Here is a 23,697-nt window from a genome sequence, read left to right as displayed (position 1 = left end):
GAGGTTAGCTATAGGTTAAGTTGAGGTCCGTCCCTCACTCAATTAATGCGGTGAAGGCGTCAAGGGTGGTGAGAGCGCCGATTTGTTTGTGGGTGATGATGCCTTTTTCATTGATGACAAAGGTTGTTGGGACAGTTAGGATGTCGTAGGCGTTGTTTATTTTGTCGTCTTTATCCAAGAGGATGGGAAAGGTTAGTCCCATTGCTTTTTGGTATTCTTTTACGTTGTATTGGGGATCGATATTGACCGCCAGGATTTTTACATCTGTACCGTATTGTTCATGGAATTGTTGCATGATTGGCATTTCTTCTTTACAGGGTGGACACCAGGTGGCCCAGAAGTTTAAAATCACTTTTTTTCCTTTTAAGTCAGACAGTGTAATGGATTTACCCTCTAATGTCTCAAGTTTAAAGTCGATGGCCCGGTCTCCTACATTTGGTCCTGGAAAGTTTTCTGAGGGTGTTGCTTCTGGCAACTCTCCTTCTTCTATATCAATGAGTTGATCATACGACTCTGTTTGTTGAAATGTATTTTCTGAAAAGATATGGGGATTTGATTTATTTTCCATGTAGAATGCGAAAATGAATAAAATCACAAGCAAAGTCCCAAAAATGGATTTCAAGGGAGAACGCTCCTCTCTGTGAAATAATCGTATTACCATCTTATGACTGCTTGTCTGTTTTTAGTCCAGGTATTGGAGAACAACAATGGAAGAAATAAAAAAAGTCCCGGGAAACCCGGGACTTAGGCAGTCATTATGCCTGTAATTTATTTCGAAGTACCATTTGTAGAATACCACCATGACGGTAGTAGTCTACTTCTACTTCAGAATCGAAACGAGCAAGCACTTCGAATTCTGTTTTCGATCCATCTTCAGCCACTGCAGTAACCGTTAAGATATCACGAGGTTTTACATCATTTGTAATATTGACAGAAATGGTTTCCTTACCAGTCAAACCTAATGACTCAGCACTGTCACCCTTCTTGAATTGTAGTGGCAGAACACCCATCATGACAAGGTTTGAACGATGGATACGCTCGTAGCTTTCAGCGATAACAGTCTTGATACCCAAAAGGTTTGTACCTTTTGCAGCCCAGTCACGGGATGATCCCATACCGTAATCTTTTCCTGCCAGTACGACTAATCCAGTACCATCTTGTTGATACTTCATGCATGCATCATACATTGGCATTACTTCATTCTCAGGCCAATAAGTGGTGAAACCACCTTCCGTGCCAGGAGCAATTTGGTTACGGATGCGGATGTTTGCAAACGTCCCACGCATCATCACTTCATGGTTACCACGGCGTGAACCATATGAGTTAAAATCACGAGGTTCTACATTATTGGCACGAAGATATTTTCCAGCCGGTGTATCTTTACCGATGGCACCTGCTGGTGAAATGTGGTCAGTTGTAACGGAATCTCCAAATTTACCAACTACACGAAGACCATTTAGACCTTTAATATCTTCAGGATTAGTCGCGAGTCCAGTAAAGAATGTTGGATTTTGGATGTATGTCGAGTTCTCATCAAAGCTGTAAAGAGGCTCGTTGCTTGTTTTAATCTCATTCCAACGCTCGTTTTCTGAGAAAACATGCTCGTATTCTTTACGGAATAATTCTGGAGTAACGGTTGACTTGACAGCATCTTTCACTTCATCTTGTGATGGCCAGATGTCTTTGAAGAATACGTCATTACCATCTTTATCTTTACCTAATGAATCTTTTTGGAGGTCGATGTCCACTGTACCAGCTAATGCGTAAGCAACCACAAGAGGTGGGGAAGCTAAGTAATTCGCCTTCACAAGTGGATGGATACGTCCTTCAAAGTTACGATTACCTGATAATACAGATGTTAGAAGTAAATCTGCATCTGACACAGCTTTCTCGATCTCAGGACGCAATGGACCAGAGTTACCGATACATGTTGTACAACCATATCCTACAAGGTTAAAGCCGATATCTTCCAGGTATGACAATAAGCCTGAATCTCTTAGGTAACCCGTTACAACTTTAGAGCCTGGCGCGAGTGATGTTTTCACGTAATCCGGAACATTCATTCCAAGCTCGACTGCTTTCTTGGCAACTAAGCCGGCACCCAGCATGACATATGGGTTCGATGTGTTTGTGCATGATGTAATGGCAGCGATTCCGATCGCTCCCGTAGGCATCACAACATCTTTTCCATCTTCTGTTGTATACTTAGCCGTTTTATTGATTTCAGATGCATCTAAACCGAAGCCTTGAACTCCTTCTTTAGCTGTAATTGCATGTTGGAAAGCTTCTTTCATATCAGAAAGAGGGATCAAATCCTGTGGACGTTTTGGTCCGGAAAGGTTTGGTTCCACGGCAGAAAGGTCAATTTCCACTACATCTGTATAGGTTGGCTCTTCTTTTTCAGGAGTGAAGAACATTTCGTTTTTCTTCAGGTATTCTTCAACCATCTTGATATGATCCTCTTCACGACCTGTTAGTCGAAGGTAGTCCAGTGACTCAGAATCCACCGGGAAGAAACCACAAGTAGCACCATACTCTGGAGCCATGTTGGCAATGGTTGCACGGTCAGCAAGCGGTAATGTTGCCACTCCTGTTCCGAAGTACTCAACAAATTTGCCTACTACACCCTTTTGACGCAATACTTGTGTCACTTTAAGAGCTAAGTCAGTAGCTGTTGCACCATTAGGAAGTTCTCCAGTCAATTTCACCCCGATTACTTCAGGGATAGGGAAGTATGATGGTTGACCAAGCATTCCTGCTTCGGCTTCGATTCCACCTACACCCCAGCCTAATACACCGATACCGTTAATCATCGTAGTATGAGAATCAGTACCCACCAATGTATCAGGATACGTTTCAAAGTCGCCCTCTGTTGTTTCAACAGCGTGTACAACATTTGCCAGATATTCTAAGTTAACTTGGTGAACGATACCTGTTGCAGGCGGAACAGCACGATAGTTTTCAAATGCTTTTTGAGCCCAGCTAAGGAACTGATAACGCTCTGCGTTCCGTTCAAACTCAAGGTCCATATTGGCTTGCAATGCATTTGCAGTTCCATATTTATCAACTTGTACGGAATGGTCGATAACAAGATCAACCGGGATTTCAGGATTGATCTTTTGAGGGTCTCCCCCTATATCAGCCATTGCCTTACGTAAAGATGCTAAATCAACCACGGCCGGTACCCCTGTGAAGTCTTGAAGGATAACACGGGAAGGTTTGAATGGTACTTCTGCATCTTTCACTTCAGTTGAGCCCCAGTTCGCTAAATTTTCAACGTGTTCCTTGTTGATCACACGTCCGTCAAATTGACGAAGTACAGACTCAAGCAATACCTTTACACTATAAGGTAAGCGATTAATTTTTGTTACTCCTGCTTCTTCAAGCGCTTTTAAACGATAATAATGATAACGTTTTCCTTCTAGTTCGAAAGAAGACCGTGCATTAAATACATCGTTCTTTGCCATTTCGATTCCCCCTCTAAACTACATCACACAATAAGTCGAAAAGTTTTCGTTCTAAACTAACGAACTTTTCTCACATTTCCATCTTAATACAAGCGATTACATAAGTAAATAACAATAAAGTTATTGTTTTTGATAAGTTTTTCTTATCTGAAACCATAAACTCCTTAAGGTTTCTAGAGAAATATTGGTATGACAACATTTCGGCCTTTGTCAAAACGTGTCAACAGCAAAAAAATATTATCTTAAAAAAATAAATCTGTCAGCCACTCCCTCTAATAAGGCGAAGAATAAGGTGGAACTCTATTCTTATGGAGGTGATCTAGAAAATGGCTAAACGTAAAGCAAACCATGTGATTACCGGTATGAATGCTGCTAAATCACAAGGGACAGGTGCAGGTTACAATGAAGAGTATTCAAATGAACCATTGACAGAAGCTCAAAAGCAGTTCAATAAGAAACGTAAAACCAATCAGTAATTCTTATTGTCGGCAATTGAATACTGTGCTAACTAAATCACGCGTCTATATGTAACGAGCTCTTCCCTTCTTCCCCTACCCTGTTTATTCAAAAATGAAACCCGCTCTGATACTATCCTCAGAGCGGGTTTTTTTGTGTGCCCGGCATGTGCACACGCTTTAGGGTTCAAGTCCCGAACGGTGAAGGTCGTTGTAGCCGTTAGCTGAAGGCAAGGGTGTCCAGGGTGACCTGGAATCTGAAGGAAGCTGTAAGCAAATTTCCGACCCGAGGAACACGAATCTCATACTAGGCTACATTTCTTGAATGAGACTGCAAAACAAGTCAAAGTTCAACGACCAAAGGGGAATGTAGTAAATGAGGCGGGTACATGGAAAGGAAGTTTGTGCACTTACCCGGGGAGGTCTGACGGAACGCCAAGTACACTTGGCAACCTATTTAGTGATAAATAGCTGAACTGTCAGAAGTCAGCAGAAGTCATAGTACCACCTTAACTCGAGAGAGGTGGGAAGGACGGAATCTTTAAGAAAGAGCGATGCCTAGGGAGGCACTTTCTATCATGAAACAGACAACTCATCCTTGAGGCTACTCAAAGGAGGAAATGGTGAAGTCCATGGGGGACTTTGAGAGTGTGGAGTAGAAAGTGGAAGAAATAGAGCCATTCGCTCGCGTAGGAGAGATATCTTATGATGAATCAAATACTATCACGGGACAACCTCATACAAGCATTGAAACGTGTTGAACGTAATAAAGGGAGTCACGGTGTGGACGATATGCCCGTACAAAACCTGCGAAGTCATATCATGAAGCAGTGGGATTCTTTACGTCAACAATTAGAGGAGGGAACCTACAAACCTTCTCCGTTCCGTCGAGTCGAAATCCCGAAACCAGACGGAGGAATAAGGTTACTGGGTATCCCTACCGTGGTAGATCGATTCATCCAACAAGCGATTGCCCAAACATTAACCAGGGTCTACGACCCGGAGTTTTCCAAATATAGTTTTGGTTTCAGGCCGAACAAACAGGCCCACCAAGCAATAAGACAAGCCAAATACTATATAAGAGAAGGATATAGATGGGTAATTGATATGGACTTAGAGAAGTTCTTTGACAAAGTGAATCACGATAAATTAATGGGTATATTAGCTAAGAAAATAAAGGATAAAACCCTCCTTAAACTTATTTACCGATACCTACAAGCAGGTGTAATGGAGAATGGGGTTTCTGTAAGAACTGAAATGGGGACACCAAAAGGTGGTCCATTAAGTCCTCTGTTAGCTAATATCCTCCTAGATGAACTGGACAAAGAACTGGAACAGAGAGGACACCGTTTTGTCCGCTATGCGGACGACTTTCATATCTATGTAAAGTCAAAGAAAGCTGGTGAACGGGTCAAGAATTCGATAACGGATTTTATTGAGAAGAAATTAATACTCAAAGTGAACCGAGAAAAGTCAGCAGTTGACAGACCATGGAAGAGAAAGTTCCTGGGTTTTTCATTCACTCCACATAAAATTCCGAGAGTTCGAGTCCATCATAGGAGTCTAATGAAATTGAAAGAGAACATTCGAGCATTGACCTCAAGGTCAAAAGGCTGGTCGATGGCGTATCGAATCAATCGACTCAACCAATATCTAATGGGCTGGTGCGGATACTTTGCCTTAGCTGATACAGCCAGTATCTTTCAAAAGTTAGATGGATGGATTAGAAGAAGGTTAAGAATGTGTATGTGGAAGGACTGGAAAATACCAAAAGCAAGGAAACGGAATCTCGTTCAATTAGGGGTCCCTCGCCGAAAAGCTCATGAATGGGCAAACTCCCGAAAGGGATACTGGAGAATAACGAATAGCCCTATATTAGGAAGAACCCTAAACAATTCTTTTTGGAAGCATTTAGGGCTCCTAAGCTTGTATGAAAGGTATTCAACCATACGTCAATCTTAAAGAAACCGCCGTATACGGGTCCGTACGTACGGTGGTGTGAGAGGTCGGGGGTTAGTCACCCCCTCCTACTCGATTATTGTCTTTACACTTGTCCGTTTACTTCATTGACGATGGATGATAAATCTGATTTAAATTGTTGAAGCTGTGCTCTCTGTGTGTCGGATGCCACTTCAAGAGCATTTTCGATCTGTTGATAGGCTTCGTTGACTTCATTTTTTAAGTGGGCCAGTTGTGTACCATAACTGGCTCCATCCAAAACCAGTTCATTGATTGTATTTTGGACTTCAGTCACACTCTGTTCGGCAGCCTGATAAGCTTGCTGCTTATTTTTATGGTATGGCATACATCATCTCTCCTTATTGTGAAAATAGCCTTTTTAGTATGGTCAAAGTGGATTGAAAGTATACCCATGAATAAACTGTTTTCCACCATAGCATCCTAAGAACAGGAGGGATGATGTATGACGAATAAAAATGACAGCAAAGATATGCGTAAAAATGCACCGAAAGAATCAGGACAGCCGGAAGCGTTAAGTGGATCACATAAAGTGAAAAATCGAAACCATACCCGACAAAAACAACATAGCCATCACGATATGTAGTCTCTAGGAGGGAATGCAGGAATGGGTAGGTCCATCCTGCATTCCCTTTCCTTATTTAATGCAAATTTTTTAGTGCATGGAGCAATTGTCCTTGTTCCTTCAGAGAGACTGTTCGTAGATCAAAGAGGACAGAATTCTCTTGAATCATGGTAACGATGGAGGGATTGCCCGTTCTGAGTTTATCTTGCAGTTCCCTCGCTGACATATTGTTGTGGGTGACGGAAACAAGGTAAGTGTCTAACTCAACATCCGGCATGGTCCCTCCCCCTATCTGGCTTTTTCCTTCCATTATATCAAAAGTGAAATCAGGTAACAGACACCTGCCTTCTTTAGAAAAAAGGCTGGATTGCTGTAATATGTCTTCTTTTTTCCTGGTGATAGCCTCAATGGTGGGGTTTTTATCCAACACATCCCCTGTTATATAATGCATGAGAGTCATCTCTAAAGCTGCCAAGGTCATTTTGTCTACACGTAAAATACGGGCAAGCTGATGCTTTTTTAATTGTTCGATCCAATGCTTTTTCCCTGCGATGATCCCTGCCTGAGGCCCTCCCAGTAATTTATCCCCGCTGAACGAAACAAGATCCACCCCTTTTTTTATCACATCTTTCACTAGGGGTTCTGCTCCGATTCCCATTTGAGTGAAGTCAAATAGGGCACCGCTTCCTAAATCTTCATAATAGATGACTTGTGGATGTTGACGGGACAACCGAACAAGTTCATCTGTGGACACGGATGCAGTGAATCCTTTGATCACGAAATTACTTTGGTGTACCTTCATGATCATGGCCGTTTCCTCTCCTATTGCCAATTCAAAGTCCCTATAATGTGTTTTATTCGTTGTGCCCACTTCTGAAAGCTTTGCCCCGCTTTCTTCCATAATGGAAGAAATGCGAAACGAACCGCCGATTTCCACTAGTTCTCCTCTGGATACGATGACTTCTTTATGCTTGGCAAGTGAAGAAAGAATCAGGAAGACTGCTGCAGCATTATTATTTACAACCATGGCCGATTCCGCCCCGGTCAGCTCGCAGATGAATTTCTCAGCGTGGACATGCCTTGACCCCCTGGTCCCCTCATCAATATTGTATTCAAGATTACTGTAGTGACCTGCCGTGTCTTTCACATGTTCAAGGACATCCCCTGCCAACGGGGCACGTCCTAAATTTGTATGTAAAATGGTTCCAGATGCATTGATGACTTTCCGAAGTGACAGGGAATACGATTTGTGCATCAATGAATCGGCTTCTGTGAACAACTTGACAATAAACTCAGGTGATTCTGGATGAGGTCCTGCCCACTGCCCATCCAGAATGGAATTCCTGAAATTGGTAACCGTTTTTTTTATGAGGTCCGTCCCTCTTTCCTTGGTAAGTCGATGTTTACTAAGGAAAGTTTGGAAATGAGTGGTATGTTGAAGTTCATGGATAGGTGGGATATGTCTGACTAACTTGTTCATTGGTGACCTCCTTTGTGCGTTTATACTGATTATAACACCCTCACCAATTAAATTAGAACGAATACAATGTGTAAAAGAGTATGTTGGGGGTCAGGTGTGAATGAGCAAGGATAAGGAGGATTTTTATTTAGAGAACTGGGAAGAGAATATGAAGGATTGGTTATTGGATCCTGCTACGTTTCAATTGGATGAACAAGAATTCAGGGTGGACTTTCTGGATACTACCGAAGCGTTCATTGTAGAAATTGAGACTGAAAACATTTGTCCGGATGAGTTGATCATCAAGAAGGATGACACTCAACTGTCATTATCAATATTAATGAAAGATGAAATCAAGGTGAGGAACCGCACCATTCGTTTTCCTTTTTGTTTGAAACAACGGGCCATCACATATTCGATCGAACATCATACGATCGAAATAAACGTTCCGAAAAAGGACTGCCCCTCTCCCACATCCTATGTCATCAGGGTACAGGGATTGTCCAATGAGTAACCACTTTCTCTAAATAGATTCAAAAGGTCTGAGGCGAACTCAGACCTTTTTCTCTGCTAAAGGGATTCAATTGTTGAAATGATATGGCTGATCTCTGGAAATACCCCCGTATCGAGCTTGGAGTAAATTTTTTTATTGTCCACAGTAATCTCGAAGGCTCCTCCAGAAGATGGTACTAACGTTAGTTCATGAATCTCTGTACGAAAATGGTTGAATAGCTGTTCCGCGAAACTCGCGGCTTTAGGTGCGTAGTTTCACCTCATGCAAAATTCAAGTATAATGGATCGATTTTCCATTTGAAAATTCCTCCTTTTTTCTTAGTTCCTCTTTGTTTACATTCTATTATAGAGAAGATACATGTGCAAATCACTCTATTCCCATTCATTATAGTGACTAGTGCTTTGCTCATTTGTATTTTTATCCTGTACAATGAAAGTATACATACATAAAGGGGTGAAGAGTTTGAGTAAAGAAGAAATCATTCGACTGACAGAACTATCGTCAAAAGCTGGCTGAGGCTGCAAACTTAGTCCTAGTGACCTGACGCACGTGCTGCGTCAGCTGCCCCCTCAACCATCAACGGAAGCATTATTAGTAGGGAATGAATCATCCGACGATGGCGGTATCTTTCAATTGACTGAAGAACTTGCCATGGTACAAACCGTAGATTACTTTACCCCCATCGTGGATGACCCCTATACGTTTGGTCAAATAGCAGCAGCCAACGCTCTAAGCGACGTATATGCAATGGGTGGAACCCCTAAAACTGTTTTGAATATTGTGGGTTTTCCGATAAAAAAACTGGGAGGTCACGTCCTTACCTCCATCCTCTCTGGTGCACAAAGTAAAGTAATCGAAGCAGGCGCTGTCACGGTTGGAGGACATTCCATTGATGATCAGGAACCTAAATTCGGTTTAAGCGTAACCGGGATCGTACACCCGAAAAAATATTGGACGAATAACGGTGCTAAAGAAGGAGACGTCATCTTGATCACGAAACCTATTGGAGTTGGGATCATGACTACGGGTATCAAGCGTAAAGTAGTGAGCGAATCCCAGGAAAAAGAAGTAATAGACGTCATGAGTACGTTAAATAAAAAAGCTGCAGAAGTTTTACAACGCTTTGAGCCCAATGCAGTGACCGATATTACTGGCTTTGGATTGCTTGGCCATTCATTTGAAGTCGCTAAAGGCAGTGATGTGACAATACACTTAACCTACTCCTTGATTCCCATTTTAGATGGAACGAGGGAATTGGCTGCACAAGGAGTCATACCGGGCGGTTCCAAATCAAATCACAAGTGGCTTGAAGAAAACGTACACTATGACCCGGAACTTACAATGGAAGACCAATGGATTCTCTGCGACGCAATCACTTCTGGAGGATTATTGATCAGTCTCCCAGAAGATCAAGGAAAAAAATACATTGAAGCGTTGCACTTTCATTCAATCTCTGCACAAATCATAGGCAGAGTAACAGCAAAACAGGACCGTAGTATTCTCGTTGAAAAATAAAAAAGCGTTGTTCCTTTTGACAGAAGTAAATGGATACTTCTGGATTCTAAAGGAACAACGCTTATTTTTCTTGGATCATATGGAGAAACTGGCCGGTCATTTTTTTTGATAATATCCTTACTTGATATGGAAATCTTTTTTTACTTACCGGAAAGGAGTTGAACCAGATCACTTTATCGTCGATTGAAATGAAAGGAATACTCGTGAATGCTCTTTCCATTTTGATGTGGGCCCCACGGTGAGGAACGATAGCATCCTTGCTTCGAATCATGACATCTTTATCCCCTGATACTGCTTCTAATAAGGCAAGTAATGCTTGAGGAATGTCTTTTAGATGTTCCACGTTAACGACAATTTTTTGTTTGGCTGCCTTGAAATCTTTCATCAGTCTGTTCGTATCATTTATCTCCACCCATTTCATTTTCTTCATTGAGAAAGGGGTGATGGACGAACCTGTATCTGAATGACCTTCATGTTGAAGGTGACGAATGAATTGATGAATGGGCTGGGTGGATGGTGTTTTCTCCTTGATGAATTGATCATCTCCGATTAAAACAAATTTCCCTCTGGCGCGGGTAATGGCTACATTCAGGAGCCTTTCGCTTCCCTTTCGAGTAAGTAGTGCTCCAGGCTTTCCATGGGATACACCATCAACGAGGTCAAAAAGGATCATGTCATTTTCCGAACCTTGAAACCCATGAACGGTAGCGGCAAATATATTTGCCTGAGGATATTCCTTCCTTATCAGTTCATCCAGTATAAGATTATACCATTTTGCTTGTATACGGTAGGGAGTGACGATGCCGATAGAATGAATGCCGTCTCTGATGGCATCTAAACTAAGCTGGATTGTCAGCAGGCTGGAAATGATATTCCATCGGGACCCTTTATGGGTTTCTGCCCATTCAGTTCCTTCCTGCAGTGAACATAACACGGCGCCATGTGAAGGAAAAGGTTTTTTATTCGTGATCACCGCACGCTGTACCCCTACCGACTGGTGGTCACCTACCTTCGAATGGTAGATGTAGCGATTGGTAAAAGCCGAGATACTCGGATGCATCCGTCTTTGTTCCGGAAGCAATAACAGCTGTGGATGTTTCCTGCCTTTGTTAACAGCATGTGCGACATTTGAAGAGTGAAAGATGTCTTCCTTGAGCCACTTGCTTACCATGGGGTGAAAAGATGTTGAAATGGGTGGAAGTTGTTTGAAATCCCCACAGATAATGGTTTTCGTCCCAAGTGAGGCTGCAAATGCCACTTGCGGGATATAGGCCATGCTCGCCTCATCAACTATAACCAGATCAAATTCTTCATCATAGATCATCCCGTCAATGGCCGCTTTAGAAAGAGTCGTACCGATCACTTTGGCATCTGTGACAAGTTCTCCTTCTCTTCGTTTAAACGTTTCTTTTATTTTTTGATAATGAACTTCGAGTTGGGATAACCGATTGGAATCATAATCCGTATAGTTTTTCGCCAGTTTATTCTTCATCCTTCTCCTGTATGTTTCGACCTTACCTTTTTCCTCTGCAAGGCTTGGGTCCCGTTGTTCCAACAATTGAAGGACACTTAAATCTGTAATGTTTTCACTAAACGGTTTACGACTGTTTCCATACCTGATCACTTCCCCTGCTTTCCACCTGTTGTGATCAGTGAGGAAATGATACATTTCTTCTATTAATACATCAACTGCAGAATTGCTGTGGGAAAGAAGAAGAACTTTTTTTCCTTCTGAATAATGATAAGCTGCCACCCTGGCAAGAGTATAGGTTTTTCCTGTGCCGGGAGGACCCCACAGGAACGTGACAGGGTTATATTTACTTCGAACGTATGCTTCATGTAAAGGGTTTTTAAAAGTGGTCTTTGGATGCCTGGTTTCATTAAGCGGCTCCATTAACTGCTGGATACGCTGGGTTTTTCCGTGACGTTCCTTTGCTTCATCCAATCTATCTATGAGCTTCTCTAATATTTCCCATGGTTCATGTAGAATTTGTCCATAAGTGATGGTGTCACCCAGGTATTGATCGAGCTCAATCGTACAGTCCCTGCCCTCTGAACTTATCACTAAACCTGGGAAGGATGATTGCTTCCTCTTAAAGACGACACTCCCCCCTTCAGGTAAAGAAGCAGGAAAGCTAAGGGTGAACCAATAGATATAAGCATGTTCTTCTTTGCGTATGCATTTTCCTTCTTCAATCAATACCCCGGATGTTTCACGTTTTTTAAGTTGTAGAACTTCCATATCCAGGGCGGTTTGCCACTCTGTAATCATTTCTGTTACTTTCAATTGATATCACCTTAACCATCCGTTAAAAATCAAGAACACTATCATATCAATTTTTGAACAAACTGTATATGGTGAATGATTGTCAAACATTTATTAAACTATAAAGGGGACTGGGCTGCTTTCGGTGTGTTTCCATATAAATGTAATTACTTTTAGTGGTCTTGAGGTACATTTATGTAAGAAGAGGCTGGGACAAAACTAAAAAAACCTTACATAACTTACACTTCCCACAGGGGTCTATGTCTTTGACTCCAATCAACCGCTGGGTAGAATTGAAATCTTAGTTTTTCAGAAAAGATATAAAACCCGAACTATATAACCTTTTGCAGGTAATCAAGTTCGGGTTTTATTTAAACTACCATCCTTTTACTTCTCAGTCTCACCTCTGCAAGTCATCATTCACATAGCCTCGTCAGCTTCTTCTTTTTCTTTCTTCACAAAACGGTCTGCATAGTACAATACATCTTCTACATATTCGTCACTATGGTTGTATGCAAATACGGCTTGTTCAATTTTACCGTCTGCCGCTCCGTTCCGTGCCAGATAATTTGCGGCACTGAACACTGCATCTTCGATTTGAAAAGGATCAGCTATACCATCTCCGTTGGCATCTACCCCGTATCCGCCATATTTTTCAATCGTGGCAGGATCGGTTTTTTGATGTTCAGGGATATTCCCCTTGCCTAAACCTGTGCAACTGGGATGAGACCAGCCCACAAATGTACAAGGCATGAAGTAGAGTAAGAACCCGGCGCCTTTCCATATTTCTATGGTAGGTCTCCAAGAACTCCTCCCCGAACCGTACGTACACCTTTCGACGTATACGGCTCTCCATTTATCAATCTAGCTTCCCATTATGCAAGTTAAGATGGCACTTCTTACAGAGTGCCATGGTTTTGCGATTTCTTTCAATCATTCGCTTTTCCCATCTCTTCTTGCCTTTCAAGTCTTTTAGCTTCTTTATGTGGTGTATTTGAAGTGGAAGGTTTGTTTTTCCACACCACTCACATTGTCCTGCTAAAAGTCTTTCGATTAAACCCGTGCGATTATAAATGATGTTTCTTCCCGTAGGGATAGCGTCTATAGTTTCTTCTTTTGCAATGTGGGTTTGTTTCTTAAACCCGTCATTATAAAAGAAAGATATCTTTTTACCTTTGGCTGTATCATATCTAACGCCAAAATGACCATTTATGCTGAATTTACTGATTATCTTTTTAACGCTTGATTTGTATTTATTAGCGAAAGTTTTATACATGCTATATTCCATGATGTGTTTGAAGCTATCTAATTTATAGACATCTGTCGCTAATTTGTAGTAATTATACAAACCTCTAATTTCGGCATTATAAGTAGATAGAATCTCTAAATCGTCATTTTGAAGTAGGTGTGCTCGGTGAGCTGATTTCCATTTTTGTGTTTTTGAGTCTATTTTCAGCGCTTTAAATTCAATCAGTTTGTTTCTCCAAACTTCATGAGGGAGTAAAAGTTCGCATGTCATGGTTCTAGTACGTTGCTTATGACCACTTGCGGTAGTTTTAGCCGTGAGGTTATCATGACTGATTTTAATGTCGTAGCCGAGAAACCTCGCTCTATTCTTAGAATGTGTAATCAGTGTTTTTTCTTGTGATAGTTCAATTTTTAGTTCATTCTCAAGAAATAGAGTGATATCGTGCTTAATACTTTTACAGTCTTCTTTACTCCCGATAATTCCAATTAAGAAATCATCTGCGTATCTGACGTATTGGATTCTTTTATAGTTATCATCCATTGGTTCTTTGTATGAAATTTCCATCATGTGCTTTTTAAGGTATTTAATGTGTTGTTGTGCATCTTCTTTCTCTTGAATGTTCATCTCTTCCCACTTCTCTTTGTATCTTGCTCTCGCTCTACTAAGTCTAGCTTCTCGAGTGCGATATTCTCTCATCCTTTTGCGACCTTTACCTTTATCAAAGTTTGTTTTATAAGTTTTGATAAAGTTGTCTAGTTCATCCAGGTAGATATTAGAGAGAATTGGGCTAATGATTCCGCCTTGTGGTGTACCACTATAAGTTTTATGAAATTGCCATTCTTTGAGGTACCCAGCCTTTAGGAATTTCCAAATCAAACCGATAAAATGTTCATCATCAATTTTCCTTCTTAGTATCCCTATTAGCTTATGGTGGTCGATATTATCAAAAAATCCTTTGATATCACCCTCGATAAACCATTTAGCACCCGTAAACCTATCTTTTACTTGAGCTAAAGCAGTATGACAACTTCTTTCTGGGCGAAATCCATGAGATGTTTCTGAGAAGTTCTTCTCGTAGATACCTTCGAGTATCATTCGCACAACTTCTTGAATTAATTTATCCTCAAAAGATGGAATACCTAAAGGTCTCTTGTCTCCATTTTTTTTAGGAATGTAGACTCGTTTAGACGGTTTAGGTTGATAACTGAAGTCTTTCAACTTCTCAATAAGATTTTCAATACGTTCAAGACTCATACCATCAATGGTTTGTCCATCTACACCTTCTGTCATGTTGCCTTCTTTGGAGTATATCTTCGTATATGCCATAAGATAAAACTCCATGTTGTAAAGGTTTCTATAGAGCCTTTGAAACTTGTAATCTTTACGAGTTGTCTGCTTCGCTAGATTGTCTAACACTACTTTTGGACTTCTCATAGAGCCTCTCGCTCCTTTCCAATTTAAGTTAGACTAGATAAACTGTTCCCCTTCGCCATGTGATAAGCTTTCCTTATCTCGGACTACTACGAGAACTCCGTTACCAAATTGGATATTCAGACACTTATGTCATAGCTTCAAGTATAAGCATTCCAACGTAGGTAATCACCATTTAGTACGTGTAAGAACCAGCACGTTATAATTTCGGATGCGACGTTCGTCCTTTATTCCCTTATTGGGATTGGTCAGCCTTGAACCACTTCACTAATGACATGCAATTAATCAAAGTGCATTTGAAAATAAGCTACCAATTATCTTATTTTCTTGGCTGTATAACGTTTATAGTTACTTTCCGTTATAGGTGGACCTTTAACCCCCTTGGACTGTCGTTCAGGCAGTTTAGCTTTCATCCTTGTTTATAACTTTTCATCTTGCCATTCAGTCGTATCATAGTAACTTGATAACTTATGGCTTTCCTAACATGCTACACTCCCCGATATTGGTTTCCCTCACGGATAAGTTAGGTGATGACAGACATTGTGGTTTCGTCTGCTCCTTGCTAAAGAAGATTTCTTACACGACCTTATGGTCGCACTTGCATATGTCCCTCTGCTCCAACGGGAGAAACGAGGGTCTTCATAGTAGAGAATTTCGTTTCGACACGGTGATGAGCGGCGAGTAAATACCACGGTACTCCGTATTCCTCCTGAGCAGCCTTGTAAATAGGAATATATTTTGATGGCACTTCTTCTTTGCCAAAGGAAGACAGATTATACCTGTCACCCTCAGTATTCACGGCATAATAGATGGCCAGGATGATGATGGGGATCAGAACGACCGTAAATGGTGAGGATCGTTTTTTAGGGGACGGGCTATTTTTTCTGTGAACATTTTTTGTCATTGGGTTTCGATCCTTTACGGGAAAATTGGTATCTCTAGTATTTTAATATGGGAAACCTCTTATGACAATCAATTATGTATAAAAAAATGACCCCTGAATGCCGGCTCTATCTTCACAAAGGTGAGAAAGAAAAGTCACCGGCCTTTTAGGGGTTTAAACGATTATTTATTTATTGTTAACAAACAAACGCTGCTCCAACGATAATTAATAGAATGAATAATACTACGATTAACGCAAAGCCACCTGCGTAGCCCCCACCGCAGCCATATCCATATCCATATCCAGGGTATCCATACATCATCAGTCACCTCCAGTTATCTTACTACGATATTAATGTATGTAGTGGACAAATTGTAGGTTAATTAAAATCAACACCCATTTTCCAAATAGGCATGGGTACAAGCGTCAAATACTTATGAATAAAGGACTTATTCTAAAAAGAAGAACAGAAAATGGGTAAAATGACCAGACGTGGGAAAAAGAAAGCGCCTGGAATGGTATATTCCAGGCGCAGGCTTTTCCTTACATATGCTCTTTTGGTTCTTTTGTTTTTCTTGGCTTAGGTTTAATATACAAGCCGAGCTCTTTCTTTTCTTTCGTGAGCGATTTGTATAAGGACAGCATCATCAAGAACATGATGACCGAGAATGGAAGTGCTGCCACAATCAGTGCGTTCTGCAATGCCTGCAGTCCTCCACTGTATAGCAGGATCAATGCAACCGTTGACTGGGCGATTCCCCATGTTAACTTTACGTAGTTTGGTGGAGTCAACGATCCATAGGTTGTTTGCATTCCCAGTACAAATGTAGCAGAATCCGCCGATGTGATGAAGAAGGTTCCGATCAGTGTTATCGCAATGACCGAAAGGATTGTTGACCATTCGAAACCATTGAATACAGCAAACAATACTTCTTCTGTGTTAAGTCCTGAAAGATCAGTACCTGCCTGCTGAACTTCGATGGCAGATGTACCGAAGGTTGCAAACCAGAGGAAACTTACAAGAGCAGGAAGCAGCAGCACGCCGATTAAAAACTCTCGAATCGTTCTTCCTCTGGATACACGGGCAATGAAGATCCCCACAAATGGTGACCATGAAATCCACCAAGCCCAATAGAAAATCGTCCAGCCGTTGATCCAGCCGCGATGCTCTTCATTTAATGGAGCAATGCGGAAACTCATTGCAGCGATATTTTGAATATAGGCACCGATCGTATCCGTGAACATATTCAGGATTAATAAAGTAGGCCCTATAAAGAACATCAACACGAACAGCCCGATTGCGAGAACCATGTTCGTATTCGATAGATACTTAATCCCCTTGCTTAATCCAGACCATGCTGAAATCATGAATAACACGGTTACAACCGCAATAATGATAAATTGAACAGTGAAGTTATTTGGGACTCCAAGAAGATATGAAAGCCCTCCATTGATTTGAGCCGCCCCGAACCCAAGAGTGGTTGCAACCCCCACTACAGTGGCGAACACGGCTAAAACATCAATTAATGTCCCAAGCGGACCGTTTACTTTATCCCCAAAGATCGGCTTGAGTGTAGCTGAGATCAAGCCTGGCTCATCTTTACGGAATTTATAATAGGCAAGGGCTAAGGCGACAATTGCATAGATTGCCCATGCATGTATCCCCCAATGAAAGAAAGTATAGCGCATGGATTCCTTGATAGCCTGGTTTGTCCCACCTTCAGCCAGTGGAGGCGTAATATAGTGTGACAGTGGCTCAGCTGCCCCCCAGAATACTAAACCGATTCCCATCCCTGCACTAAATAACATAGCGAACCATGTTCCTTTGTTGTACTCAGGTTTTTCATCCGGCTTTCCTAATCTGATTGTCCCCATTGGGCTAAAGATCAGAAAAACACAGAATATTACAATGACAGTTACTAAAATAAGATAATACCAACCGAATGTTGAGGTAATAAACGCTTGCATATTAGCTGTCACAGATTCAAAGGATTTAGGTGCCATAACACCATATCCTACTGCAAGGGCAACTAATGCTACAGTAATCCAGAAAACATTTGATATCCTCTTCATAAAATTCTCCTTTCCATTTTTGCTTCATTTTTTGCTCTTTGGGCATTCAGGTTATCACCGCCGGACGTAAGGTGTATCGTTTTGTATGTACACCGGCTGTTTTGATCCTTCATATTGAAAGAGTCTCAGTTAATGCAGATGGGAAAATGTGCATTCTGAGGATGGAGGAGGAATAAATACTTATTTCCTATTCCCTTCCCACACTCTCATAAAACCAACATTTGTTACCCTATCAGAAAAAAGTTTAACAATGCAAGCAAAAACGCTTATATTTTTTTATAGTGTTTGTCGTTTTTGCGTTTTCATTCCTATTGTTTAAGGAAAGCAGATGAAACATAAAAATTTTTTTTCGAGAGAAAAAGGGAATTGTGAATGCTCATCATTTTCGATACGTATCACGATCCTTGATAGGATGCTGAATGGTGAATGCCGATTATCTTAATGGGTAATAATGTTGAAATGTAGGTAAAAAATAGAAAAGAAACGAACAGGAGGTTACGTCATGAAAAACAAGAAAAATCAGCAGCATGAAACTGCCAAAAAGATGGCTGAACAACAAATGGGTGAAGAAATCGAAATGAAATCTGTTGCTCCATCAGCCAAAAATAACACAGGCACACGCGAGGGCGATAGGAATTTATAAATGGTAATTTGTAAAGAACCTCACAATGGAGCATCATAAGAATATCACACAAGTTCATTTTTCCTGAAAATCAATGAAAAATGAAAAAAGACTGGGACAAAAGGATGTATACCCGAACAAAACCCGGACTATTATGCCTGTGAAAAAGCGAAATAGTCCGGGTTTTTCAATTATTGAAATTCACCTAAGATTTCAATTCTATCCAGCGGTTGATTGGAGTTCAAGACGGAGACTCCTGCAGGAAGAGTAGCTAATGTGAGACCCGTCCAGCTGCAGGGCTTAGAGGCACATGTCATAAATCAAACCGTCCATGAAGGCAAAGAACGCCTCCAGGGCCGTTTCGCCTTATGCCACCAGCCTCTCGAGCAAAGCCCTTCCGCTTCTCTTCCCGGAGGCTTGCCGAGGAGGCTCACGGGCTACCCGCGGAAAGCGGAGTCTTGCACGGAAATCATTAGCGGTATAAAGAGGCTTCACTGGAATTGATCGTGTTTATCTGAGGGTTTTTTGTTTTGTTCCAGTCTCTTTTGTATGAATTTATTCTTTTATGACTTTGACTTTAACATCCTGTACACCATAATTAAGGGCATCTTTTTCTTTTTCCATATAAATGTCGATCCGGTTTCCTTTAATGGCTCCCCCGGTGTCTTCGGCACGGGCATAGCCGAACCCTTCTACGTACACTTTAGATCCCAAAGGAATGACGCTTGGGTCAACAGCAATGACTCTGGCATCAGGATTCTCGATTAAGTCAACACCTGTCTTCGTTATGCCGATACAGCCTTCGCAATAGGCTGTGTATGCCGTAGCTGTCACATTCACTTCTTTGACGACGTCGTCTTCACTTGTTTCTATCTCAGCTGATTGAACAGCTTGTCCGTCAGTTGAATCTTCGTTCACAGTATAGCCTTCTTTCAATAGTTGTTGACGGGTCCCAACTTCATCTATCGAAACATGATATCGATTTGCAATCTCCCAAAGAATATCGCCTTTTTCTAAATTATGATAATCATTTATGGCAGTATCGTTTGATTCCGCAGAGGCGGAAGTAAGTCCGATGGTTAGAAAAACTGTGAAGGAAAAAATGGAAAATAATACTTTTTTCATCTTGTGTAATTCCTCCTTTTGTGTATGGTCTGTAAAACCAACAGTTGAAATAGTAACATAGACTTACCTCAGAATCATAACAAACTGTTTATAAACGGTTAACAATTAGGTGACAAGCCTGTAATATTTTATGTTTTCTATCTTCTCTATTGGAATATCCTCCATATTCTTTCAGTATAGGGAAACGTTTAGCGATAAGTAGAAATGAGTGGATAAATCAGGAAGGACTTTCGCGGAGAAGAGTACATATAAAGATTCATTTCATTGCACATAAAAAAACCGCTGAGAAATGAAACTCAGCGGTTGTTGGTTATTATTTTGTTTCAAGTATCTTTACATTCAGCGTTTTTCTTCCAAAGTCAATGGCCTGGTCTTTTGAAGGGATGAATACATCGATTCGATTACCTTTGATTGCCCCACCAGTATCTTCCGCAGTTGCATAGCCATAGCCTTCTACATATACTTTTGATCCAAGTGGTATTACATTCGGGTCTACGGCAATCACCTTGGCATCAGGGTTTTCTAATAGGTTTACACCCGTCGCAGTCGTACCGGAGCATCCATCACAGCTTGCTGTGTAAGCGGTAGCTTCCACTGTGATTTCCTTCACTGCATTCTCCTCAGTTGCCGCCTCTTCAGCAGTCTCTTCTGCCGGCGCTTCAGCTTCTGGAGCTACTTCTGCAGTTTCCTCGGCAGGCGTGGCTGCTTCTTCAGAAGTATGTGCAGTAGCTGAAGGTGTATTTTTATCTTCTAGATTAATGACTAATTCTTGTCCAGGGACAATTACATCTGTTTCAAGGGCGTTCCACCCGATTAAACTGTCGACGGAAACTCCATAATGAGAAGAGATGCCCCAGAGAGTGTCGCCTTTTTTGACTGTATAAAACTCTTTGGACGAAACTTTAAGTTCCTGATCCGGATATATGATGTGTGAACTCAAGCTGTTCCATTTCATAAGTTGATCAACGGAAGTTCCATATTCTTTGGCAATTCCCCATAATGTGTCACCTTTTTTTATTTCGATGTCTTGTGCTGAAGCGCTAGCTCCACCAGACACTGCAAGTGTAGTAAATGCAGCCACAGAAATAATCGATTTTTTTAGTTTCATAGAAAATATTCCTCCTTATGTAGCTAGCGGGTTATTTATTTTTGCTAACAGGGAAAATACTAACATAGTAAAATCTCATTTCAATAACAGGAACTTTAATATCGTGCGTCAAGAATATTTCAAGGCTGTAATAGAAAGTGATCTTCTGTATAAACTATCATATAGAGGAATACTATGGTAAAACTCAGTCAGTATGCAGGTTTATAATGAACATCTGCTTTGATTGTTGAGGGTTTTACAGGCAAGTATGTCGTAAGTGAACATTCATTCGTTTCAACAATAGAAAATCCAATTTTGATTTAATAGAAGATAAATCTTAACAATATGAAAGATTCCTTCTATACTATAAGTAGAAAAAATGAACTGGAGGATGGCAGGTTGGAAAATCAGGATGAAACGATCGTACTTTATAAAGATGAGCCCGATGAACACAGCGGTCGCTGCGAATGCGGGAACAATATTTTTAAATCGCGTGTCTTGGATGGTAAGTTTTATCGGAAGTGCCAGGAGTGCGGTAAAACGAAAATCGTTTAATAGAAAGAGGGAAACCGGCTTTAATCCGATTTCCCTCTTTCTATTTATTTGTTCATCTTATGAATGATGGTTGAAGCAAATCGAACCAATTCATCAGTCGTGTGATTGATCTGCTTGATGGACTCTACAATATGATTTAGATCGGTTTGATTTCGTTTGAACATGTTCATATAGTTTTCCATCTCCATTTGGACGGTCACGATGCCGCTTTGCACATTTCCTATTTCTTTACGGGAATTCTCCGTCAAATCCGTCATGTTTCTGACGCGATTTGAGACAACTCCGATTTGTTTGTTACTTTTATTGACTAGTTGATGGATGGAATTGCTCAGTTCTTTCGAATCCTCAGCAAGCTTTCTTACTTCTGAAGCAACTACTGCAAAACCCCTCCCTTCATTCCCGGCTCGTGCTGCTTCAATAGAGGCATTCAGAGCCAGAAGATTGGTCTGGTCAGCTATTTTCTGTATTGAATTGGAAAGTGGCGTAATCCGTTCGGCTATGTGCTTAACTCCTTGAATTTCATTTAGAAGTGAGTGTATTTGTTCGGTAATGAACCCGAAACTTTCAATCATATGATCTGTTTGGTTTTTGTTCATTTTCGATAATTGTAAAAGATTTTTGCTGCTTTTTTCGGTGTTTTCAGATTCTGCTCGAATCTGTTCCGCTTTTTTGGCAGTCTCATTCAGGCTTAGCTCGGTTTGTTTCAGTGAAGATCCGAGTTCTGTGTTCATGTTCAGCATTTCTACTTGAAGGGACTGATTCTCATGGTGAAGTTTTTGGAGCTCGTCCATTCTGCTTTGGATATAGTATTCAGATACAATGCTCGCATCCAGGTGTATTCCATGATCAATGGCGACTAAGACTGATGCAAGCTTGGATGGGTCTTTTTGATAAAGCTCTACGATTTTTGGGATCAATAGATGTTGGATGGTTGTGTAAGTAGAAATGAACCAATCAATTGTAACACCATTTCTGTTATGGATCTTCCCCATCCTCTCCCTCATGTTGAAATATTCTTGATCTAGTTGCCCGGAGAAGAGTGAACGGAAGTAGTCATGGAATACCGTCTTTAATCGTTCCCGGCTGGAGTGATTGACGGCAATCTCTACGAGGCTGGGATGTTTGTACAGATGATCCAACACTGTTTCAAGTAAGGAATCTGATAATTGTTCATACACGGGAAGAACTTCTCTCAGTTCACGTAAGTGATGTTCCTGAAATTGCATATAGTGCAGTCTTTCACTCAATTTCTTGTCTTCAAGGACGATGACGTTTGAGGAAGGGACAATGACGGGTTCAGTCTTGGGTTTCCTTGAAAATAATACAGCCATTGGGGGATACCTCCGAATTTTTCATTAGTATGTATAATATTTGTACAACAATAATACATCTACTTTACTCCAACTTTCTGCCTATTACAACTATTTTGTACCATCCTTAACATTATTTACATAAAGTTCATCTCAGCGTTTTGGTAATGGCTGTAACAGGATTAGCCCTGCTCCACTCGGTCATGCAACGTTTGCCCTTATACAAAATGTATACAAAAAGGGACGGAGCTGTCTTCCGGGAGTTAATCCCGGAATTGAAGGTCCGTCCCTCACTGCTTTACTGTGTTAAAATGATGGGTTCGTCTTTGGTGATGATGATGGTGTGTTCGATTTGGGCGACGAGACTGTTATCTGGCGTGATGTATGTCCAGCCGTCGCCTTTTTCGATTACATTTTGAGCTTTTGTTGAGATAAAGGGTTCAAATGCGATGACCATCCCTTCTTTAAGCAGGGCATTATCCCATGGATCGAAGTAGTTTAAGATATGATCCGGTTTCTCATGGAGGGATCGTCCAACACCATGACCGGTCAGGTTCATAATCACTGTATAACCATTCTTTTTTGCTTCATTATGAACAGCTTTGCCTATACCGTTTTGTTTCGAACCGGCTCTAGCTTTTTGCAGTCCCGCTTGAAATGCTTTAAGTGCAGCTTCACATAAATCCGTCAGCTTCTGATCTCCTTCGCCTACAACAAATGATATGCCTGTATCAGCGTAATATCCACCTTTAGATCCAGATACGTCTATATTGACCAGATCTCCCTCATTGATTACCTTATCCCCGGGGATTCCATGGGCTACTTCCTCATTCACACTGATACATGTAAATCCGGGAAAATCATATTCCCCTTTTGGACCTGAAATGGCTCCATTTTCTTCAAACATTTTCCCTGCCATATCATCAAGCTGCTTGGTCGTTATGCCGGGCTTTGTCTGAGCTCGTAGTTCATCCCGGATGTTGGCCACAATGCGGCCGATGTCTTTTAATGCTTTTAAATCTTCATCATTTTTGACAATCATACTATCTTCCTTCTCTTTTTGTTATTTCACCTTCCCCTACTATACCGAAACACCTACGGTTTTTAAAGGGAAAGCTTCTCTTGAAATACGTAAAGTAAAAAC

At 41.1% G+C, this 23,697-nt stretch carries 20 protein-coding genes and 3 pseudogenes; 7 read left to right on the top strand and 16 right to left on the bottom strand.

Annotated features, from left to right (window positions below):
- Positions 1–34: 34 nt before the first annotated feature.
- Both LS684_RS22390 and acnA read right to left on the bottom strand, forming a co-directional pair.
- Positions 35–622, bottom strand: coding sequence for a peroxiredoxin family protein (locus LS684_RS22390; RefSeq protein ID WP_233811950.1), 588 nt, complete (start codon positions 620–622; stop codon positions 35–37).
- A 133-nt stretch (positions 623–755) separates the two neighbouring features.
- Positions 756–3,467 carry an aconitate hydratase AcnA gene (acnA, locus tag LS684_RS22385; RefSeq protein WP_169214921.1) on the bottom strand — a complete coding sequence of 904 codons (2,712 nt, stop codon included), beginning with the start codon at positions 3,465–3,467 and terminating at the stop codon, positions 756–758.
- Positions 3,468–3,793: 326 nt separating this feature from the next.
- Between acnA and sspO the strand changes: the two genes are divergently transcribed.
- Together sspO and ltrA are read left to right on the top strand one after the other, a co-directional pair.
- Complete coding sequence (sspO, locus tag LS684_RS22380) at positions 3,794–3,943, top strand: small acid-soluble spore protein SspO (protein ID WP_169214920.1); 150 nt, start codon at positions 3,794–3,796, stop codon at positions 3,941–3,943.
- 684 nt (positions 3,944–4,627) lie between these two features.
- Entirely contained in the window at positions 4,628–5,884 is a 1,257-nt protein-coding gene (gene ltrA / locus LS684_RS22375; RefSeq protein WP_233811949.1) for a group II intron reverse transcriptase/maturase, read from the top strand.
- A gap of 82 nt (positions 5,885–5,966) precedes the next feature.
- Here the strand turns inward: ltrA and LS684_RS22370 are convergent, their stop codons facing one another.
- Positions 5,967–6,227, bottom strand: coding sequence for a hypothetical protein (locus LS684_RS22370; RefSeq protein ID WP_169214906.1), 261 nt, complete (start codon positions 6,225–6,227; stop codon positions 5,967–5,969).
- Between the two features lie 117 nt (positions 6,228–6,344).
- Between LS684_RS22370 and LS684_RS22365 the strand changes: the two genes are divergently transcribed.
- Positions 6,345–6,485 (top strand): small acid-soluble spore protein P, encoded by a 141-nt coding sequence (locus LS684_RS22365; RefSeq protein WP_169214905.1) that lies wholly within the window; start codon positions 6,345–6,347, stop codon positions 6,483–6,485.
- A 55-nt stretch (positions 6,486–6,540) separates the two neighbouring features.
- Here LS684_RS22365 and selA read toward each other — a convergent pair whose 3' ends face one another.
- Positions 6,541–7,944, bottom strand: coding sequence for an L-seryl-tRNA(Sec) selenium transferase (gene selA / locus LS684_RS22360; protein WP_233811948.1), 1,404 nt, complete (start codon positions 7,942–7,944; stop codon positions 6,541–6,543).
- Between the two features lie 100 nt (positions 7,945–8,044).
- On the opposite strand from selA, the gene LS684_RS22355 reads away from it, so the two are divergent.
- Positions 8,045–8,437 carry an Hsp20/alpha crystallin family protein gene (locus LS684_RS22355; RefSeq protein ID WP_169214903.1) on the top strand — a complete coding sequence of 131 codons (393 nt, stop codon included), beginning with the start codon at positions 8,045–8,047 and terminating at the stop codon, positions 8,435–8,437.
- 56 nt (positions 8,438–8,493) lie between these two features.
- On the opposite strand, the pseudogene LS684_RS24245 reads toward LS684_RS22355, so the two are convergent.
- Positions 8,494–8,679, bottom strand: a pseudogene (locus LS684_RS24245) (Rdx family protein); the annotation flags it as partial.
- A gap of 187 nt (positions 8,680–8,866) precedes the next feature.
- Here LS684_RS24245 and selD point away from each other — a divergent pair.
- On the top strand, positions 8,867–9,952 hold the full coding sequence (gene selD / locus LS684_RS22350; protein WP_432418842.1) for a selenide, water dikinase SelD: 1,086 nt from the start codon (positions 8,867–8,869) through the stop codon (positions 9,950–9,952).
- A 61-nt stretch (positions 9,953–10,013) separates the two neighbouring features.
- Here selD and LS684_RS22345 read toward each other — a convergent pair whose 3' ends face one another.
- The 6 genes and pseudogenes from LS684_RS22345 to LS684_RS22320 form a co-directional block, all read right to left on the bottom strand.
- Positions 10,014–12,239 (bottom strand): DEAD/DEAH box helicase, encoded by a 2,226-nt coding sequence (locus LS684_RS22345; RefSeq protein ID WP_233811946.1) that lies wholly within the window; start codon positions 12,237–12,239, stop codon positions 10,014–10,016.
- Between the two features lie 399 nt (positions 12,240–12,638).
- Positions 12,639–12,995, bottom strand: a pseudogene (locus tag LS684_RS22340) (lytic murein transglycosylase); the annotation flags it as partial.
- A gap of 82 nt (positions 12,996–13,077) precedes the next feature.
- Positions 13,078–14,901, bottom strand: coding sequence for a reverse transcriptase/maturase family protein (locus LS684_RS22335; RefSeq protein ID WP_233811945.1), 1,824 nt, complete (start codon positions 14,899–14,901; stop codon positions 13,078–13,080).
- 583 nt (positions 14,902–15,484) lie between these two features.
- Positions 15,485–15,802, bottom strand: a complete 318-nt coding sequence (locus LS684_RS22330) for a lysozyme family protein (protein ID WP_233811944.1) — start codon at positions 15,800–15,802, stop codon at positions 15,485–15,487.
- Positions 15,803–15,977: 175 nt separating this feature from the next.
- Positions 15,978–16,100 (bottom strand): YjcZ family sporulation protein, encoded by a 123-nt coding sequence (locus LS684_RS22325; RefSeq protein ID WP_277348668.1) that lies wholly within the window; start codon positions 16,098–16,100, stop codon positions 15,978–15,980.
- 224 nt (positions 16,101–16,324) lie between these two features.
- Positions 16,325–17,854, bottom strand: coding sequence for a glycine betaine uptake BCCT transporter (locus LS684_RS22320; RefSeq protein ID WP_225003218.1), 1,530 nt, complete (start codon positions 17,852–17,854; stop codon positions 16,325–16,327).
- Positions 17,855–18,356: 502 nt separating this feature from the next.
- Between LS684_RS22320 and LS684_RS22315 the strand changes: the two genes are divergently transcribed.
- Positions 18,357–18,497 carry a hypothetical protein gene (locus tag LS684_RS22315; protein ID WP_169214897.1) on the top strand — a complete coding sequence of 47 codons (141 nt, stop codon included), beginning with the start codon at positions 18,357–18,359 and terminating at the stop codon, positions 18,495–18,497.
- A 534-nt stretch (positions 18,498–19,031) separates the two neighbouring features.
- Here the strand turns inward: LS684_RS22315 and LS684_RS22310 are convergent.
- Positions 19,032–19,601, bottom strand: a complete 570-nt coding sequence (locus LS684_RS22310) for a 3D domain-containing protein (protein ID WP_169214896.1) — start codon at positions 19,599–19,601, stop codon at positions 19,032–19,034.
- Between the two features lie 313 nt (positions 19,602–19,914).
- A complete protein-coding gene (locus LS684_RS22305) occupies positions 19,915–20,709 on the bottom strand; it encodes a 3D domain-containing protein (protein WP_233811943.1) in 795 nt (264 codons plus the stop codon).
- 378 nt (positions 20,710–21,087) lie between these two features.
- On the opposite strand from LS684_RS22305, the gene LS684_RS22300 reads away from it, so the two are divergent.
- Positions 21,088–21,243, top strand: coding sequence for a DUF8096 family protein (locus LS684_RS22300; protein ID WP_233811942.1), 156 nt, complete (start codon positions 21,088–21,090; stop codon positions 21,241–21,243).
- A 44-nt stretch (positions 21,244–21,287) separates the two neighbouring features.
- On the opposite strand, the gene LS684_RS24355 is transcribed toward LS684_RS22300, so the two are convergent.
- The 3 genes and pseudogenes from LS684_RS24355 to map form a co-directional block, all read right to left on the bottom strand.
- Positions 21,288–21,815 (bottom strand): methyl-accepting chemotaxis protein, encoded by a 528-nt coding sequence (locus LS684_RS24355; RefSeq protein ID WP_432418852.1) that lies wholly within the window; start codon positions 21,813–21,815, stop codon positions 21,288–21,290.
- A gap of 234 nt (positions 21,816–22,049) precedes the next feature.
- Positions 22,050–22,574 (bottom strand): annotated as a pseudogene (locus tag LS684_RS24350) (protoglobin domain-containing protein); the annotation flags it as partial.
- A 277-nt stretch (positions 22,575–22,851) separates the two neighbouring features.
- The gene (gene map, locus LS684_RS22290) at positions 22,852–23,595 is read right to left on the bottom strand and encodes a type I methionyl aminopeptidase (RefSeq protein ID WP_225003216.1); all 744 of its coding nucleotides are present in this window, start codon (positions 23,593–23,595) and stop codon (positions 22,852–22,854) included.
- Positions 23,596–23,697: the final 102 nt, after the last annotated feature.

It is taken from the genome of Cytobacillus spongiae, from assembly GCF_021390075.1.
This window is presented reverse-complemented; position numbering and strand designations above follow the sequence as displayed.

Excerpts from the sequence above, each read along its gene's own strand:
- LS684_RS22365 (WP_169214905.1), top strand. The coding sequence starts at position 6,345 with ATGACGAATAAAAATGACAGCAAAGATATGCGTAAAAATGCACCGAAA.
- LS684_RS22320 (WP_225003218.1), bottom strand. The coding sequence starts at position 17,854 with ATGAAGAGGATATCAAATGTTTTCTGGATTACTGTAGCATTAGTTGCC.
- LS684_RS22335 (WP_233811945.1), bottom strand. The coding sequence starts at position 14,901 with ATGAGAAGTCCAAAAGTAGTGTTAGACAATCTAGCGAAGCAGACAACT.
- acnA (WP_169214921.1), bottom strand. The coding sequence starts at position 3,467 with ATGGCAAAGAACGATGTATTTAATGCACGGTCTTCTTTCGAACTAGAA.
- LS684_RS22325 (WP_277348668.1), bottom strand. The coding sequence starts at position 16,100 with ATGTATGGATACCCTGGATATGGATATGGATATGGCTGCGGTGGGGGC.
- ltrA (WP_233811949.1), top strand. The coding sequence starts at position 4,628 with ATGATGAATCAAATACTATCACGGGACAACCTCATACAAGCATTGAAA.
- LS684_RS22370 (WP_169214906.1), bottom strand. The coding sequence starts at position 6,227 with ATGCCATACCATAAAAATAAGCAGCAAGCTTATCAGGCTGCCGAACAG.
- LS684_RS22310 (WP_169214896.1), bottom strand. The coding sequence starts at position 19,601 with ATGAAAAAAGTATTATTTTCCATTTTTTCCTTCACAGTTTTTCTAACC.
- LS684_RS24355 (WP_432418852.1), bottom strand. The coding sequence starts at position 21,815 with ATGATTGAAAGTTTCGGGTTCATTACCGAACAAATACACTCACTTCTA.
- LS684_RS22330 (WP_233811944.1), bottom strand. The coding sequence starts at position 15,802 with ATGACAAAAAATGTTCACAGAAAAAATAGCCCGTCCCCTAAAAAACGA.
- LS684_RS22315 (WP_169214897.1), top strand. The coding sequence starts at position 18,357 with ATGAAAAACAAGAAAAATCAGCAGCATGAAACTGCCAAAAAGATGGCT.
- LS684_RS22355 (WP_169214903.1), top strand. The coding sequence starts at position 8,045 with ATGAGCAAGGATAAGGAGGATTTTTATTTAGAGAACTGGGAAGAGAAT.
- map (WP_225003216.1), bottom strand. The coding sequence starts at position 23,595 with ATGATTGTCAAAAATGATGAAGATTTAAAAGCATTAAAAGACATCGGC.
- selA (WP_233811948.1), bottom strand. The coding sequence starts at position 7,944 with ATGAACAAGTTAGTCAGACATATCCCACCTATCCATGAACTTCAACAT.
- LS684_RS22305 (WP_233811943.1), bottom strand. The coding sequence starts at position 20,709 with ATGAAACTAAAAAAATCGATTATTTCTGTGGCTGCATTTACTACACTT.
- sspO (WP_169214920.1), top strand. The coding sequence starts at position 3,794 with ATGGCTAAACGTAAAGCAAACCATGTGATTACCGGTATGAATGCTGCT.